The sequence below is a fragment of the Candidatus Accumulibacter contiguus genome (assembly GCF_036625285.1).
GTDB lineage: Bacteria > Pseudomonadota > Gammaproteobacteria > Burkholderiales > Rhodocyclaceae > Accumulibacter > Accumulibacter contiguus.
In genome coordinates this window covers 2,990,230-3,006,783 of the sequence record NZ_JAZKUC010000001.1, presented here as the reverse complement: position 1 = coordinate 3,006,783, position 16,554 = coordinate 2,990,230, and the positions used below count along the sequence as shown (strand labels likewise).

14 protein-coding genes and 1 pseudogene are annotated in these 16,554 nt (G+C 58.3%); 9 read left to right on the top strand and 6 right to left on the bottom strand.

Annotated features, from left to right (window positions below; genetic code table 11):
- Positions 1–13 precede the first annotated feature (13 nt).
- The gene (gene icd / locus V5B59_RS14485; protein ID WP_034910609.1) at positions 14–1,243 is read right to left on the bottom strand and encodes an NADP-dependent isocitrate dehydrogenase; all 1,230 of its coding nucleotides are present in this window, start codon (positions 1,241–1,243) and stop codon (positions 14–16) included.
- 308 nt (positions 1,244–1,551) lie between these two features.
- On the opposite strand from icd, the gene aceK reads away from it, so the two are divergent.
- From aceK to V5B59_RS14450, 7 genes are all read left to right on the top strand, one after another.
- Entirely contained in the window at positions 1,552–3,303 is a 1,752-nt protein-coding gene (aceK, locus tag V5B59_RS14480) for a bifunctional isocitrate dehydrogenase kinase/phosphatase (protein ID WP_034910606.1), read from the top strand.
- A 53-nt stretch (positions 3,304–3,356) separates the two neighbouring features.
- Positions 3,357–3,917 carry a cob(I)yrinic acid a,c-diamide adenosyltransferase gene (locus V5B59_RS14475; protein ID WP_034910604.1) on the top strand — a complete coding sequence of 187 codons (561 nt, stop codon included), beginning with the start codon at positions 3,357–3,359 and terminating at the stop codon, positions 3,915–3,917.
- Positions 3,918–3,982: 65 nt separating this feature from the next.
- On the top strand, positions 3,983–4,540 hold the full coding sequence (locus tag V5B59_RS14470; protein WP_169071606.1) for a hypothetical protein: 558 nt from the start codon (positions 3,983–3,985) through the stop codon (positions 4,538–4,540).
- Positions 4,541–4,743: 203 nt separating this feature from the next.
- Positions 4,744–5,343, top strand: a complete 600-nt coding sequence (gene rpoE, locus V5B59_RS14465) for an RNA polymerase sigma factor RpoE (RefSeq protein WP_034910596.1) — start codon at positions 4,744–4,746, stop codon at positions 5,341–5,343.
- Between the two features lie 43 nt (positions 5,344–5,386).
- Positions 5,387–5,806: a SoxR reducing system RseC family protein gene (locus tag V5B59_RS14460; RefSeq protein ID WP_248595025.1), complete on the top strand. Its 420-nt coding sequence runs from the start codon at positions 5,387–5,389 to the stop codon at positions 5,804–5,806.
- A gap of 62 nt (positions 5,807–5,868) precedes the next feature.
- Positions 5,869–7,311 (top strand): DegQ family serine endoprotease, encoded by a 1,443-nt coding sequence (locus tag V5B59_RS14455; RefSeq protein ID WP_169071607.1) that lies wholly within the window; start codon positions 5,869–5,871, stop codon positions 7,309–7,311.
- Positions 7,308–7,559 carry a glutaredoxin family protein gene (locus V5B59_RS14450; protein WP_169071608.1) on the top strand — a complete coding sequence of 84 codons (252 nt, stop codon included), beginning with the start codon at positions 7,308–7,310 and terminating at the stop codon, positions 7,557–7,559. Before V5B59_RS14455 ends, V5B59_RS14450 begins: the two co-directional genes overlap by 4 nt.
- 883 nt (positions 7,560–8,442) lie before the next feature.
- Here the strand turns inward: V5B59_RS14450 and V5B59_RS14445 are convergent.
- Positions 8,443–8,760, bottom strand: coding sequence for a hypothetical protein (locus tag V5B59_RS14445; protein ID WP_169071609.1), 318 nt, complete (start codon positions 8,758–8,760; stop codon positions 8,443–8,445).
- 1,483 nt (positions 8,761–10,243) lie between these two features.
- On the opposite strand from V5B59_RS14445, the gene V5B59_RS14440 reads away from it, so the two are divergent.
- Positions 10,244–10,678 (top strand): hypothetical protein, encoded by a 435-nt coding sequence (locus V5B59_RS14440; RefSeq protein ID WP_169071610.1) that lies wholly within the window; start codon positions 10,244–10,246, stop codon positions 10,676–10,678.
- Here the strand turns inward: V5B59_RS14440 and V5B59_RS14435 are convergent.
- Positions 10,660–11,978: pseudogene (locus V5B59_RS14435) on the bottom strand (IS4 family transposase). The gene V5B59_RS14440 and the pseudogene V5B59_RS14435 overlap by 19 nt on opposite strands.
- A gap of 194 nt (positions 11,979–12,172) precedes the next feature.
- On the opposite strand from V5B59_RS14435, the gene V5B59_RS14430 reads away from it, so the two are divergent.
- Positions 12,173–12,619: a hypothetical protein gene (locus V5B59_RS14430; RefSeq protein ID WP_169071834.1), complete on the top strand. Its 447-nt coding sequence runs from the start codon at positions 12,173–12,175 to the stop codon at positions 12,617–12,619.
- A gap of 56 nt (positions 12,620–12,675) precedes the next feature.
- On the opposite strand, the gene V5B59_RS14425 is transcribed toward V5B59_RS14430, so the two are convergent.
- From V5B59_RS14425 to V5B59_RS14415, 3 genes are all read right to left on the bottom strand, one after another.
- Positions 12,676–13,251, bottom strand: coding sequence for a hypothetical protein (locus tag V5B59_RS14425; protein ID WP_169071833.1), 576 nt, complete (start codon positions 13,249–13,251; stop codon positions 12,676–12,678).
- A gap of 31 nt (positions 13,252–13,282) precedes the next feature.
- Entirely contained in the window at positions 13,283–13,648 is a 366-nt protein-coding gene (locus V5B59_RS14420; protein WP_169071832.1) for a hypothetical protein, read from the bottom strand.
- Positions 13,649–13,933: 285 nt separating this feature from the next.
- The gene (locus V5B59_RS14415) at positions 13,934–16,360 is read right to left on the bottom strand and encodes a primase-helicase family protein (protein WP_169071831.1); all 2,427 of its coding nucleotides are present in this window, start codon (positions 16,358–16,360) and stop codon (positions 13,934–13,936) included.
- Positions 16,361–16,554: the final 194 nt, after the last annotated feature.

Here is a 16,554-nt window from a genome sequence, read left to right as displayed (position 1 = left end):
TAATAGTACTGGCCTACATGCGGGCAATCATCGCGTCGCCGAATTCGGAGCAGGACACCTCGGTGGCACCTTCCATCAGACGTGCGAAGTCGTAGGTCACGACCTTGTCGCCAATCGCCGCTTCCATCGCCGTGATGATCAGGTCGGCAGCTTCGGTCCAGCCGAGATGACGCAGCATCATTTCGGCAGAGAGGATCAGCGAACCCGGGTTCACCTTGTCGAGGCCGGCGTATTTCGGTGCCGTGCCGTGCGTGGCTTCAAAGCAGGCGTACTGGTCGGAGATGTTGGCGCCCGGAGCGATGCCGATACCGCCGACCTGTGCTGCCAGTGCGTCGGAAATGTAATCACCGTTCAGGTTGGTGGTACAGATCACGTCGTATTCCGCCGGGCGCAGCAGGATTTGCTGCAGGAAGGCATCGGCGATCGAGTCCTTGATGATGATGCCGTTCGGGAGCTTGAGCCAGGGTCCACCGTCGATCTCGACACCGCCGAACTCGTTCTTGGCCAGCGCGTAGGACCAGTCACGGAAGGCACCTTCGGTGAACTTCATGATGTTGCCCTTGTGCACAATGGTCACCGAGCGGCGCTTGTTGGCAATCGCGTACTTGATCGCAGCGCGCACCAGGCGCTCGGTACCGTCCTTCGAAATCGGCTTGATGCCGATGCCGGAAGTTGCCGGGAAGCGGATCTTCTTGACCCCCATCTCTTCCTGCAGGAACTTGATGACCTTGCTGCAGCCATCCGAACCAGCTTCCCATTCGATGCCGGCGTAGATGTCCTCGGTGTTTTCGCGGAAGATCACCATATTGGTCTTCGAGGGATCCTTGAGTGGCGAGGGGACGCCGCGGAAGTACTGGATCGGACGGACGCACTGGTAGAGGTCGAGTTCCTGGCGCAGTGCCACATTCAGCGAACGGATGCCGCCACCGACCGGGGTAGTCATCGGCCCCTTGATTGAAACCGAGTATTCCTTGAGCGTGTCGAGGGTCTCGGTCGACAACCAGACATCGGAACCGTACATCTGGGTCGATTTTTCGCCAGCGTACACTTCCATCCAGTGGATCTTCTTGACGCCGCCGTAGGCCTTAGCAACCGCCGCATCGACGACCTTGATCATCACCGGTGTAATGTCGATGCCAATGCCGTCGCCTTCGATGAAGGGGATGATCGGGTTGTCGGGAATGGCTTCCCCCGGAATGATTTTCTGGCCGCCCTGCGGGATTGTGATCAGACTTGCACTCATGCCAACTCCATATAGTGTGGTTTGCTTGTGGCCGATGCGGGTGCCGACAGCGGCGCCGTGCAGCTCCCCGCGGTGACTCGGAACCCGCAGATCGGACGATGCTGCGTACGTGGGCACGCTGGATCTGTCTGAAGCAAATTCGCCGGCGGCACCACTCGCAATTATGTCGCAAATGCAGACGATCTGCCAGCATATTCCGGACCAGGAGAGCGCCCGAACTGCCCGCCTGCCGCCATCGTCCGCGGCTTGGTGCGGCGCAGCACAGCGGATGCTACAATCGTTCCACATCAGACCATCGAGCTCAATTCATGGACATATCGACTGTTGCAAACGTGCTTGCCCAACGCATCGCCGAGGCGATGATCGATGGCTTCAACCGGCACTATCGACTGATCCGTCTCTACGGTCAGCAAGCCAAGCTGCTGTTCGAAAGTGCCGACTGGAAGGGCGTTCATGACGCCGTTCGCGAACGGATTCGTTCCTACGACGACCGTGTCAGCGAGACCGCCGAGCTGCTGTGTGCCAACTTTGGTGCCGCTTCGCTCGACGATGCCACCTGGCAGCAGCTCAAACTGCTCTACATCGGACAACTGATCAACCACAAGCAGCCCGAACTCGCGGAGACCTTCTTCAACTCGGTGTGCTCGAAGATCCTGCACCGCACGTATTTCAACAACGACTACATCTTTGCCCGGCCGGCAGTTTCGACGGAGTATATCCAGTCCTACCCGCCGACCTACCGGAGCTACTACCCGACGCAGTCCGGCCTGCGCAACACGGTCAGACAGATCATCGTCGACTTCGACTGGCAAAGGCCCTTCGAGAATCTCGACCGGGACGTCGATTACATCCTGCGCACCGCTCGGAAGCGTCTCGGCGACTGGCCAAACGCCGAGGCCAACGCGCAGATCCAGGTTCTGCACTCGGCTTTCTACCGCAACAAGGCGGCCTATCTCTTCGGCAAGGCGATCAACGGCCATGACGATTTTCCCTTTGCCATCGCGGTCGTGCACTCGCCGGAAGGCCAACTGGTGGTGGACACGATCCTCCTCGACGGCTGGCTGATCAGCGTCCTGTTCTCCCTGTCGCGCGCCTATTTCATGGTGGATATGGAAGTTCCTTCGGGCTACGTGGCCTTCCTGCGCAGCATCATGCCGAACAAGCCGCCGTCGGAGATTTACACCATGCTGGGCCTGGGCAAACAAGGCAAGACGCTTTTCTTCCGCGACCTGAAGCAGCACCTTCGTCATTCCGAAGATCAGTTCATCATTGCACCGGGGATTGCCGGCCTGGTCATGCTGGTGTTCACCTTGCCGTCGTATCCCTATGTGTTCAAGATGATCAAGGACGTCTTCGGGGCTTCGAAGGAAATGGACCGGGCAACCGTCAAGCGGAAATATCTGTTGGTCAAGCAGGTGGACCGGGTCGGTCGCATGTCGGACACGCTGGAGTTTTCGCATGTGGCGCTGCCAAAGAAACGTTTCTCGACGGAACTGCTCGAAGCGCTGCATACCCTGGCGCCGTCCCTGCTCGAGGAAGAGGGCGAAGACCTGGTGATCAAGCACCTCTACATCGAACGCCGCCTGACTCCACTCAACATCTATCTGGACTCGGCGACGCCGGCGCAGATCGACCACGCCGTGCTCGAATACGGTAACGCCATCAAGGAACTGGCCATCGCCAACATCTTCCCGGGCGACATGCTCTGGAAGAATTTTGGCGTGACCCGCTACAACCGCGTCGTTTTCTACGACTACGACGAGATCGAATACATGACCGATATCAACTTCCGGGTCATTCCGGAAGCACCGTACCCGGAAATGGAGATGTCCGGTGAACCCTGGTATTCGGTTGGCCGAAATGATGTCTTTCCCGAGGAATTTGCCAGCTTCCTGCTCGGTTCGCCGAAGGTGCGTTCGGCTTTCCTCAAATACCATCGCGCTTTGCTGAACGTGAAGTTCTGGAAGAGCGCGCAAGACAAGATTCGCGCCGGTCATCTCGAGGATTTCTTCCCCTATCCCGAAGATCTGCGTTTCTGCAAGGCTTTTGCTGCGGGCTGAGGCACGCATACGCCTTCCGCTATAATCATCTTTATTTGATCAGGAAAACCGGCATGGGCAATCGTCTCTCCAAAATCGTGACTCGCACCGGCGATGCGGGTACCACCGGCCTCGGTGACGGCACCCGGATTGGCAAGGACAGCCTGCGCATCGAGACGATGGGGCAGGTGGATGAACTCAACTCGATGATCGGCCTGTTACTGACCGAAGAAATGCCGGACGACATCCGGCAGGCCATGCTTCGCGTCCAGCATGACCTCTTTGATCTCGGAGGGGAATTGTGCATGCCGGGAATGAACGTCATCGGCGAGGCACATATCGATCGACTCGAAGACCTGGTCGAGCAGTTCAACGCCGATCTTTCGCCGCTCAAGGAATTCATCCTGCCCGGTGGTACCCGCGCCGCTGCCGTCGCGCATCTTGCACGTACCGTCTGCCGCCGCGCCGAGCGTTGCATCGTGCGCCTGGCAGATGCCGAAACGGTTTCCGATTTTGCTCGCAAGTATCTCAATCGCCTCTCGGACCTGATGTTTGTTCTGGGCCGCTCTCTCAACAAGGCCGGCGGGCGGGCAGACGTGTTGTGGGTGCAGGCGAGGAATCGCGACAGCGACTGAGGGCGCGCCTGCGCTGGCGTTAGCTCGTCATCGGAGGCAATACATCTTTCATGGAGTATCTCAGCATGGCGATCGGCATTACGGTCATCACCACGGCCAACCGCGCGCGGCGCTTTTTCCAGACCGACGCGGCTAGTCTCGAGCAGATTTTATCGAGCCTCCAACGCAGCGCTCAGCTCTTCTCCGGCACTCCGCTGATCATTGGCTCTGCGGGTCGGACCGAAGTGTTTGCCGCAGCGGCGATCGCTTGCCTGGAGATCGAAACGGCTCGCGACCTCAGCGGCTACCTGCCCAGCCCCGGCAACCTGACGCTGACGGCACTGACGCCCGAACAGCGTGCCGAACCGTTCGCAGGCTATCTCGAAGGAGAGCATTTCACGCGGCGGATCGAGTTTTTCTTTACTGGCGGTCATGTCTTGTTTACCCTCGCCGAAGGCGTTCGCAAGCCAGCGCTTGCCGAGCGCTTGATGAACCTGACCAGTCTCTTTGCGCGTCCGATAATCACCTATCGCCTGGCGCAAGGTGGCATCGGCCTGATGAATCCGCAGGCCATGACTCGCTTTGTGATCACCCCCGGCGTGCCCGACCTGCCGCGCGATGCCTGGCTTGCCGATGCTGCATAGGATCTGGGATCTGGCGGCAAGGACGGAAAACCCTCCGGCCAGCGGCTGACGAAGCCGGAATGGGCTAGCGCATTCCGGCTTTTCTGGTGCATGCACGGGCCCGTTTGCTGATGATTGCCGGTCATGCACTGTTACGATGGCGTTGCGATGCTTGCGCTATACTTGCGCGCGGATATTCGTATGTCAAAGGAAAAGCACAGAGCATGAGCGAACGCGAAATTGACCAGCAACTGGTCGAGCGCGCCCAGGGCGGTGACAAACACGCGTTCGAGGTACTGGTTGCGAAATACCAGCGCAAGATGGCGCGCCTGTTGTCGCGCTTCATTCGCGATCAGGCCGAGATCGAGGATGTTGCCCAGGAGGCATTCATCAAGGCCTATCGGGCGCTGCCCTTGTTTCGCGGTGACAGTGCGTTCTACACCTGGTTGTACCGGATTGCCATCAATACGGCCAAGAACTATCTCGTTGCGCAGGGACGCCGCGCCCCGACTTCGACCGAATTTGACGCGGAAGAAGCCGAGGGTTTCGAGGATGCCACGCAGTTGCGCGACATCAACACGCCGGAGAGTCTGCTGCAATCCAAACAGACTGGTGCTACGATCAACGCGGCGATGGCCGCCCTGCCGGAGGAATTACGTAGTGCGATCCTCCTGCGCGAGATCGAGGGCTTGAGTTATGAGGAAATTGCCGAGGCCATGAGTTGTCCGATTGGCACGGTGCGTTCGCGGATCTTCCGCGCCCGTGAGGCGGTAGCCGAAAAGTTGCGACCGCTTCTCGACACCTCGCCGGATCAGCGGTGGTAACTCGATCAAGGATTCAAGGGTATATCGGCGAGAGAGAGGACTGATGATGACGGATGCCTGGGGAACGGTGACTGCCGTGGATGATCAGCATGCAAGCATCCACATGGACGAAATTGGTTGTGGTCGCTGCGGGGAGCCGGGAGGGTGCGGGGGCAAGCATCTTGGCAAGCTGTTGTGCGGCACGCCGCGCACCGTCCGGGTACGGAATCCTGATCATTGTGGAGTCGGTGCGCGCGTGCGGGTGGCGGTGGCCGAGGGTTCGCTTGGTCGCAGTGCGCTGTATGCCTATGCTCTTCCTCTGCTGGCGCTGTTTGCCGGGGCGCTGTCGGGGTCGGCCTGCGGCGGCGAACTGGCGGCAATCGGCGGTGCCGTCGTCGGTCTGCTGGTCGGCTGGCTGGGCTTGCGGCGAGCGCAGCGGCAGATCCTGCGTGATCCCCGTTGGCAGCCTTCGATCCGGCCTTGATTTTGCCCAGGATGCCCGCATATTTCTTGCCATTCAATGACGTTCAGGAGGCTTTTGCTGCCATGAAACAATTGCTTGTGGCTTTCTTTTTTACGGTCTTCTCGGTATTGGCGCAAGCCGACAGCCGAGGACTGCCTGACTTCACCGAACTCGTGGAGAAGCAGGGGCCGGCAGTCGTCAATATCAGTACCACCCAGTCGCTGCGCAGCAATGGGCGGAATGCACAGCCGTTCCCCTTCGATGAAAATGATCCGATGTTCGAGTTCTTTCGGCGCTTCATTCCCCGCCAGCCGGGAATGCCGGGAATTCCCGGCGTCCCGCGCGACTATGAAAGCCGATCTCTTGGTTCCGGGTTCGTCATCAGTTCCGACGGTTATCTGCTGACCAATGCACACGTCGTGGACGCAGCAGACGAAATTCTCGTTCGGCTGACCGACAAGCGTGAGTTCAAGGCGCGGGTCATTGGCACGGACAAGCGCACCGACGTAGCGCTGATCAAGATCGAAGCGACCGGTTTGCCGACCGTTCGTCTGGGGGATCCGGGTGTCCTCAAGGTCGGCGAATGGGTGATCGCGATTGGCTCACCGTTCGGTTTCGAGAACAGCGTGACGGCCGGCATCGTCAGTGCCAAGGGACGCTCTCTTCCGCAGGAGAACTACGTCCCCTTCATCCAGACCGATACGGCGGTCAATCCGGGCAATTCAGGCGGACCCTTGTTCAACATGAAGGGCGAAGTGGTCGGAATCAACTCGCAGATATACAGCCGGTCGGGCGGTTTCATGGGGATCTCCTTTGCCATCCCGATCGATGTGGCGATGGAAGTGCAGGCGCAACTGCGCGCCACCGGCAAGGTCAGCCGCGGTCGAATCGGTGTTGTCATCCAGGAGGTGACCAAGGAATTGGCCGAATCCTTCGGTTTGAGCAAAGCCCAGGGTGCAGCGGTCAATGCCGTCGAAAAGGGTGGGCCGGCAGAGAAAGCGGGCATCGAACCGGGTGATGTCATCCTCAGATTCGACGGCAGGACGATCGGCAGTTCCAGCGATTTGCCACGCATCGTCGGCAGTACCAAGCCGGGAAGCAAAGTGACGATTCAGGTGTGGCGCAAGGGAACTACACGGGATATTCCGGTAGTGATCGGGGAAATCGCTGAAGAGAAAGTCGCTTCCCGCAGCAGCAGAGGAGCGAAGCCAGCCGAGCGAACGGCCAATCGCCTCGGCTTGGTGGTGTCCGAGTTGACTGCGGAGCAGAAGCGCGAACTCAAGGTCAATGGCGGATTACTGATCGAGGATGTCCGCAACAATGCGGCGCGCGTCGATCTGCGGCCGGGTGACGTCATCCTGGCGCTGATCACGCGTGGCGAGAATGTCGAAATCAAGAGCGGCGAACAGTTCAACCGTTTGCTCGCGCAGTTCGACAAGTCGGCCAACGTGACCTTGCTGGTCCGCCGCGGCGAGTTGCAGACCTTCGTCACCATCAAGGGTCTGCCCGAACGCCGCACCGAATGAGGCCGGTGACGAAGCTGACGCTGGTCTCGCGTCGCTACTGTCATCTCTGTACGGAAATGGCAGCAGCACTCGAAACATTGGCGGCCGACTTCGGCGTGGCTATCGAGGTAGTCGACGTCGACGCCGACGCGGCGCTCGAAGCACTCTACGACGAACTCGTCCCGGTCCTCCTGCATGATGGTCACGAGCTTTGCCATTACTTTCTCGATGCCAGCAAAGTCCGTGATTATTTGAGCGAAATCCGCTAGAATCCGCGCCTTCAGGCAGTTCGACCCAGGGTGCCCGCCGCCGGCACCCTTTCTTTTCAGGGGCGGCTCGGTCGCGTGCAACACATTCGCAAGTGCTTTCTTCATCCCCAGCATTCAAGCGGGTTTCAGAGGGTTCCGGGTGATTGCGTTCCTGATCCTACCCGCATTCCTACCCGCTTTTTGTAGCGCTGCCCTTGTCCGATGGTTGGGGCTACGGTCTGGCTAGCTCCCTGGCTGACGATAGGCTGCTTGCCGGCGACTCATTCAGCAACTGCGCCCCTCAGTTCGTCACTGTGCCTCCACAAGGCGCGATCTACAGTCAGTCGACACCTTCGTACCCCCCCGCAAGCCTGAGCGCCCCCTGGGCCATCTCCTGCAAGCCTTGACGCCATCATTGCGCAGTGCACCGCTAGCAAGTGGTGTGCCAGTCATCTGACAGCACCCTATAAGTTCAGGCTGTGCATGGCTTGGCTCGATTCTCGCTTGAACTTGCCATTAGCATGGCGCGGTGCGATCAAGCAGGGGGGCAAGGTGGCACGCGGCGCAGCAAGTGAAAAAGTCCGCGGTCCGTATGATAGTTGAGGGGCGCCCCATTGGCGACGCAGAGGCAATGCCCCTGGCAAGCCTGCACGCTGGCCCTGTACGCCTCGTTCTGCTGTGCGCCGATACCCTTGATTACCCCTGTGCCAAAGAACACGCCCTAGCCCCTGGGGCAGGCACGCCCCCGCAAGGTAAGCGCACCGCGGTGAAAAAGTCCGCGGTCTGTATGATAGTTGCGAGCACCAAAAGACAAAGCCGGGTTTCCCCGGCCAGTCGCAATTCTGCTACCCCAAAAAGAAAAAGCCGGGGGTTTCCCCGGCTTCGCGTGCTGCGCTGCTAGCGACTACACGCCAGTGTATACCATCGACTCTACAACAACATCGGCGAACTGATAAAGCGCGTAGCTACGTGCTGTAAGGTGGGGGGTTGAATGTATCGCCTCACTTTCCAGCCACGCCTCTGCTAAGTCTTCTTTCTCTTCGATGCTGTCTGCATGTATGGCTTTGTGCGCCGTTCTGATGTAGAGCAGTTCAGTATCGGTAAGGTGGCGCGCCCTACGCGCCAACGAAGCTTGCAATTGGGCATAGGTTACCGAGGATAGTGCTTTCCAGAAAATGTCAAACTGCGCGTCGCTCATGAGGGTAAAATGTGCATTAGCCATGATCTACTCCAAGTCAGTAAGTTGTGGTTAGCCAAGGCGAGAGGCGCTAACCTCGAACCTTGGCGTTTGTGCGTCTAGCACAACGCTATGATACCACATGGTACGCTAATGCACAACAAAAACAAGGCATTGCGTGGAAATAGTGCGCCAGTGCATGCATGATGTACGGCTATCGACGACACAGAATAAATGCCATAGGGGTACGGTGGTACGGGGGTACGGTGGTACGGGGGGTATATCGGACCCAAGGGGGGTGGCAGGGTGGTGGGGCATATAAGTAGGTCGTTCAGAGCGCCCCCAATTTTTGGCCCTATATGTTAAGATCGTTACATATCCTTGTAGATGATGCGGTCATTCTGGCAACGACACCCCGCCTCATCCAGCGCCAAGGCGAGGTCAAATCCCTAGACCCTGGAAGGCTTCAGTACCGAAAGCGAGGGCTGACATGAAGCAGATACAGCCGGTGGCGAAGAAAAGTCGGAAGGTGATTGCTAGCACTGCATCTAGGAACCGCTGTTTGCAGCGACACAAGCCGGCTTGGTGCATTTTGTGCGGTCAGATCATCAAACCGGGGCAGATGCTTGTGCACAAGCATGACGTGCATGGGGAAGCCTTTTCAAGCTCCACTGTGGGTCACGCGCCTAATAGCCAGTATGTACGCTTCGTTCAAGCTGGTTCACCGGGGCTGAGGAAAAGTGGTAGCTGACCATCTTCTCGCGGGAAGGGGTTTCTATGCTGTTGGCGTCTTTCTTTGGACCGAGGGGGAAGGGCTATGGACAAGAAGTTTGCATACCATACCATCATTGTTGAGAGTTTCAGTCCGCACTCTACCGCTGGCAGACATGGCGAAGTCCATATTCGGCCTGCCGAGGGGCAGTTCTATCCGCAGCACTTGTTTGTCGAGTGCTCTCGTCGCCTAGTTACCGATTTTCCCGTTGGTACAAAATTCCGCATGAAGGTGAAGCTGACTGACAAGCTAGGTGGAGGGGAATTTCTTTATTCCTATCACGGGTGGCCAGTCGAGGTTGTAGAAAGGGCTTAGAGGAAAAACAAACCTGCGAATTTTCCCCCATTGAAAACAGTTCAGGAGTCACAGCGGTTCGGTGGAGCGTGAGGATAACTTCAATACTGGCATTCTCGTGAGTAATCACACGCGTTTTGAGGTTGGCAGTAAAGAGCCAGATAGTGTTGTCCTTGACCGCACCCATGGTGCTGGGGGGGATCTTCTCCGCGTACGGGAACTCGGCCGTCTGTCCAAGGATGCGTACTACCGGCCGCCGACCACTTTTCTGGGTGTACTTCTCGACCTCTGCAGATACATCTTCAGGCGCAAGACCGACCGCTGATGGCGGCAGCCGAAGCGCTGTGCTGGAAGAATCAGTAGCGCGGTTATGGGTCACTGGCCGGACGGTTTGCCTCCGGTGAGCGGCGTTGCTACCAAGGAGGTATGTGTTATGTATTGCGACCTGCCAAGGATCAACCTATGAACTTCGTGCGTTTCGTATTGGTTTTTGCCCTTTGGTTCTGCCATCCCCTCGTTGCCAAAGCCTTAATTGTGGTGGACTTCAACAATATGGCCAGAGACTCTAATGGGTTTATATGGCAAGACATTTATCCTATAGGCCCGAGCCTCAATTTAGGTGGTGGGTTCTTAATTGAAACCTGTGGATATAGTGGCCGTTGTGGCAGTGGCAACCTTATGGTGGCCGGAAAAAATAACATATACCAAGCCGATGTTGGAGGCGCTACGCTCATCCCTGCTCAGTACACTGATATTGTATTAAAACTCAGCCGAACCGACACGAAGCCGTTTAATTTTTACTCGATAGATATTGCGGGGTTTAACGGCGACGGAGGGGCAGTTGCGTTCACTTTTTATAGCACCCGATTACCCACAACTCATCCGTCATTGAAATAGGCGGCACGGCCAGCCTCCAGGGCAATGGCAAATGCCCTGACCTTCTGCATCCCTTCCCAGATCGCCTTGGGGCCGGGATGCCCGTCGTGTTTTCGCCCGAGAAAGCCGCCAAAGCCGGCAATCAGCCGCACCATCTGACCCAGGGGCGGGGGAGCATCCGGCGGTGGTGAGCGATGGGCGACGATCCAGGCGGCTTGATATCAAACACCACGTCACAGGGCAAATCGGGGCAGTCCCGGCCCCAGGTAACCAAGGACAGGATGCGCCAGGCGATAATCAGGTAAATGACCAAGGCGCGTTCCAGTCGCTCCATGCTGCCCAACTGCAGGGATTCTATCTTGCAGCCTGATTTCCAAATGCGGAAAAGAATTTCTATCAGCCAGCGGCGGCGATACCAATCAATGAGTTGTACGATGTCTTCGAGCGTTTCCGCCGTCCGATTGGTCAGCAATTTCCATTCAATGGGCTCCTCCCCAACCGGCGGGTTTTCTTCTCGCGCCAGGATCGCGGTCACGGTCACGACCGGCGCACCCTTGCGTACGGGCAAGGTGACCCGCTCCCGGTAAAGCGTTTGCCGCACCAGTCGGGCCGGGCGGTCTGGCGCTGCGGGCATGGTGAATTCCAGTTCTCCTTCCGCTTCGCCACCGCCCACACGGTCCCACAGCTTGTCGCCCATGCTCGTCTTGCGGTTATGCTTGGACCGGATCAGGTAGTCCGCCGGATAGTCCCGCTCGGCGGCCGTGTTCATCACCGCTCGAATGTCGCCTTCCCTATCCGTTATGTATACCAGCCGGCTACCAGGCACGGTCTCGGCCAGATCGGCCACGATGGTATAGCCTTCCACCCAGCGGATACTTTCCTTGATGTCGGGCTGACCTTTTGGCTTTCGCGCCCACATCCAGCAGTCGGTCGCGCCCAACACCAACCCGCTCGGCGTCATCGCCAGGGTCGGATGCGCAAACATCCCATGCTGGGCGTCGTAGCTCAACCGTCCCAGCCCGGCAATCCCCGGCTGCGAGGTAAAATCCGCTTCGGTGGTATCCTGAACACACAAGACAACCGGCTGGCCCTGCATCCGCTTTATCGTTTGCTGGGTATGAACCTCCAGGATTTCACGCCAGTCCGTCGCGGGATTGTCCAGCAGCCGGTAGGCCGCTTTGGTTTCCGCCCAACCCCCGCAAGCCACCGGGATGCTTCCGGTCGGTTGTGCCGACAGATCATCCACCAGCTTGATCAAGCGCCGCGTCCGCCGCGCATCCCCCAAATCCAGATCCTTGAACTCCTCCGCTGCCCAACCCATGCCATACCTCCGCAAGATTACGAAATATACGTTTTAACAACAGCTTGAAAACTGTTGCCGTTTGCATATATGGGGTGGGTAAGCGGAAATGCAACAGCGTTTGCTATCGCGTTGGAGTCAAGCCACGCCGCGCGCTCCTATGTCAAGTGAGTTGTGGGTAATCGGGTGCTTTTTATAGTCCTGACGATATTACTGTGCTTAAAGTGCTTTCTGGGCCTGATCCCGTGCTCCAAACGTTTGTACTGGACAAACTAAATCTCGAAGCTGTATTTATGAGCACCTATGCTGCAGGGATGGGGCAATTTGATAACTTGGTCCTCGATTTGTATTCTGCCCCTTCAACTGTACCAGAGCCAAGCACCCCTATGCTCTGGCTTGCAAGTGCGCTTTGTGTGGCAAGCAGGGCGCGCAAGAAGATTTCAGCATCTCGTGCCAGAGCGCGTTCGCACCACCTCAGTAGTGTTAGCCCGCCCGCCCCGGAAAAGGTGGATTTTCCCGCCGAGGACCATACCGGAGGTCACCCCATTATCTGCGGGAGAGTACCCGACAATGTGCGGTTCGCTGTTGCGGATAAGGACGCGGGGGTTATGGCCAAACTGCTGGAGGTAATCGTCAACTACCTGCGCAATCGTTCCTTCTGAAAGCTGCTCAGCCGGTTCCCCCGGCCCCGATGGTGTCTGTTTTGGTTACCAAGGCACTACTCGGCTTCTGCATACCTGCGCCGTAGCTCATCCAGTTGCGGCTTCTTCGCTGCCAAAATCGCAGCGGCCCGAACCTTTGAGGCTGCATAGTGCCGGTTCAGCAGGCCCTTGGTATAGCTCTCCAACTGCTTCAGGCTTTTTCTCGTGAACTTTCCATCTGGCTTGGCGATGGCGAGCAGTTCACGCCCAACTTGTTCTATCAAATCACGGTTGGTATACACGAACATGCATGCATCCTCTTGGCACTGCCTGAACTGCTCAGCGCACAACGCATCCTTTGCGTTGTTGTAGTCCCACTGTTGCCAACAGTCGCCTCGCAGTTCGGCAATGACGCAGCCGCACAGGTCGATGAACCCATCGTTATAGCTTTCAGCTACGCCCAAGTAAGAAACAACATAGCCGAGGCATCTTAGCCCAGGGCGGTATGGAGTGCCGATTGCTCTGCCTGATACGGGCAGGATGCGAACGTCTCTAATGTATGCGCCGTGCAATACGCTGGCAACGAAATGGGCGGATTCATGAATCGCGGACTCCAGGCGGCGCTGGTCGATAGTAGTGGGTGTTTTGGTCATGGGCGTTCCTTTGTGGTTGAAAAAAGAGTGGTTACTTGCAGGGAGGGTGCCAGGTGGCGCGGAATCCTTGGGGGCTCTCATCGCCCCGCCAGCAGCGCTTGCGCGTCCATCCAAGTTTTCGTAGCGCTGCGGCGACATCGCATGCACGACTGGTCTGCGCGAAGCGGCCGGCGAGTTGCACCCGCAACACGTCGATACTGAGGCCCTCGGCCTTGATGCTCTCGGGGATCACCGCCAGGAGCTTGGCCAGCCGCTGATCCAGTGGGGTCAAGCGCTCTTTCCAGGTGGCGTGCTGTTTGTCCTGCTCAGCGCGGCGTGCCTGCTCAGCGGCTTGGATGGCTGCGGACGAGTCGGCGACGAGGCCGGCGATAAAATCGCTCAGGTGGTTTTGGGTCATTGTGATCGGTCCTTGCTGTGATGGAGTTGTGATCTGTGCGCCAGGGGTGTTTTGCGGCTGCCTCGGGTGCCTCAGCAGTGCCTATGCATGACATATGCATGGTGAGGCAGCCACAAGCCCAGTATCCATGCGGTTCTCCATGTTCTGCCTCTCCTGCCTCTCTTGTTCTTATAGGTAAGTAAAAAATATAGGGGAGAGAGGGTGTAGAGCATGCACGGCGGGAGTGTGTACAGTGAAAGACGGGGAGAAAGCCAATTCCCCCGAGGCACGCGAGGCATCCAGTATTCATGCGGGTTCCAGCCGAGGCACGTCCCGAGGCACTGGTGAGGCGTGGTGCTGCACGTGAGGCACGGAAGTCTCGGTTTTCTCCAGTTCCGCACGCCAGGCTGCTTCTGGCTGGGCCTTCCAGTATTGCGTGTTGACGAGTGCCAGGGCGCGAACTTTTTTCCCGTTGGAAAGCCGGACTTGGGTATCACGGCGATACGCACCCATGCGGACGAACACCTTGCCCACAGTGCTGACCGAAGGTGGAGTGCGAAGGTGGTGGTACTCGACCATGAATTTCTGTGTCAGGTCTTCCGCGGTCGCCACCTGGCGCCTGAGTGGCAGCGCGCCGGTCACAGTGTCATGCGCGTAGCGATCCAAGTCGGAGCGCCCAGCATCGACCATCGCGGCCTTGGATTTTGTCGCCGGAGCGTGGCCCTTGGGATCGAAGCCGGTCAGGTCGAGGTTTTGCAGGTGGTGCAGCAGGTGCGCCAGCCCGCCGTTACGCCGCCAGTGCAGGAATGTTTGCTTGAGTGGCTCCGGGAGCGCGCCTGCCTGCACGTCGTGAATATAGAAGCGCCGGTCGTTATCGCTGAGGAACATCCCGTCAGCGTGGTTCGACAGGTACACAGCATTCATCAGGTTTTCCACAACTCGCTTCGGCTGCCCCTTGTCGTGGGTGCGCAAGGTTGTTGCAGTGCCCCATAGTTTCAGCCTATCTCTTGATTTGTCGCTCTTGGATGCGCGTATCTCATCAGCAAGGACGAACACAGTGCCGGCAATCCAGCCGCAGAAGTCGTCGTCGACCTCAGATTGTCCAATCAGCGCATAGTGGTGGGGGTTGAACAACGCCCCGATGGTTTCAAAGAGCAGGTTTTTGCCAACACCTTCTTTCTGCGACCAAACGACAAGGCTGACGAACATCTTGACGCCGGGGAACTGGATCAGATGGGCCAGCCATTGAAGGGGATACCGAGCAGCCTCAAACAAGTGCGCGTACGCGCCTAAAAATGGAGCAACATCGCCTGGCACAGGCTCCACAGCGAACCCTGCCCAGATGTTCAGGCACCCGTCAGCGGTAACTATGGGTTCTCCGGGCCTTGTGACGATGGCGCGAAACTGGCTCCGCCGCTTGTCGCTTAGCCATTGCCGGGAGGCCGGTACCTGCTTTGTCCCAGTCGGGGTAGCCACGGCAACGAAGTCGTTTGCGTGGGCCATGTGGAAGCTATCGACCCTGATGAAATCTCGGTGTTTGCGGCGATAGATTGCGGCGTCCTGTTCGATCCATGCGTACTCCTCGTTCATTCTGTCCAGCCACGGGGCAGCCATTCCAGTAACTACAGCAGGGGCTTCGTCGGTATATCCAAGCTGCACTGGGCTCTTGCAAGTCTGGGTGCAGCCCTCGCACTTGTTCTCTGCGGCTTGCCGGAAGCTGGCGCAGGTGGCGGGGCCGGTGGCCCAGTTGTCGATCTTCTGCTGGGTTTCGTACTCGCTGTACTCCGGGTGCCCGACGCTCCACTCGTGGCAGCGCAGCACGCCCTCTGTGGTGTGTTTCACGACGCCAATCATCTTGTGCCACAGAGGCTCCGGGACGTTTCCCAGCATGTCCGCCACGTACGCCACGGTGGGGCAGAACTGAACGATGCGATTCGCCGATGATGGGGGGTACTCGATGCCGCCTCCCAGGTCGTCGTCTTCCTCGGGCATGGCCGTGATAGGTGCAGGGACGCTGGTGCCCAGTGCCGCGGCGAACAGCTCCAGCGTGATGTCTTGCCCCTCGTTGATCAGGCGCACCGGGCGGGCCGGGCACTTCTTGCGGTTGTGGGTGCCTACTGGGCGCAGCACGCTGGCGGAGTCGGCGGTACGGGAGGGGTCCTGTTTGAATCCCAGGGCGGTGAGGCGGTCCTTGAACTGCCGCGCCAAGGGCGTCCAGATGGCGGTGGTAACGTCTTCGGTCAGGGTTACGTAGCCATGCAGGCCGCCGCCGGAGTCAACAATCAGTGGCAGTGGAAGTCCCAGTTTCTTCCAAACTCGCCCAATGTCCAGCAGCGCTTCCTTCTTGCTGGCGTACTTGGCTGGGTTGTTCGCATCTACGTCGGCGTCGACCCAGAACGCCTTTACCCACCCGGCGTTGTCCTGCGTCCTGAGCTTCTTGGGGAGGTCTTCCTTGAACGTGCTGCAGGCGTGGTACACCGTCCTGCCCGCACTGTCGAAGGCTTCAATGGCGGCTGCCGCTTCCTCCACAGTTTTGTACTTGTAGTGCTTCCAGTAGGTCTGCGTACTGCCAGCCCTACGAACGGGTTCTGCGATGACGACTATCCCCTGAGAGGGGAGGATTTTGCGTAGAAATCCTTCGGTGTCGCGCCCTTTGCTGACGAGGATTTTTCGGGGAAGCGCCCCGGTGCCGCGCTCTGGCGGCCCAGCAATTGTGTTAACATGTTCGTTCATTGAAATGCTTTCCGGCCCGGCTTCTGTCCGGGCTTTCTTTTGCCCGTACGCCGTGCTCTTTGGTTATTCGATATGGTGTTTACGTGTAAGCACGTTTGGCTAGCCCGGATGGTCAGGCTGCGCGAAGGTCGCCGACACGCCACCTCGTAGAGCGCGGCCCCGCCTTTACAGGAGCAGGACAACGGCCGGCCTTT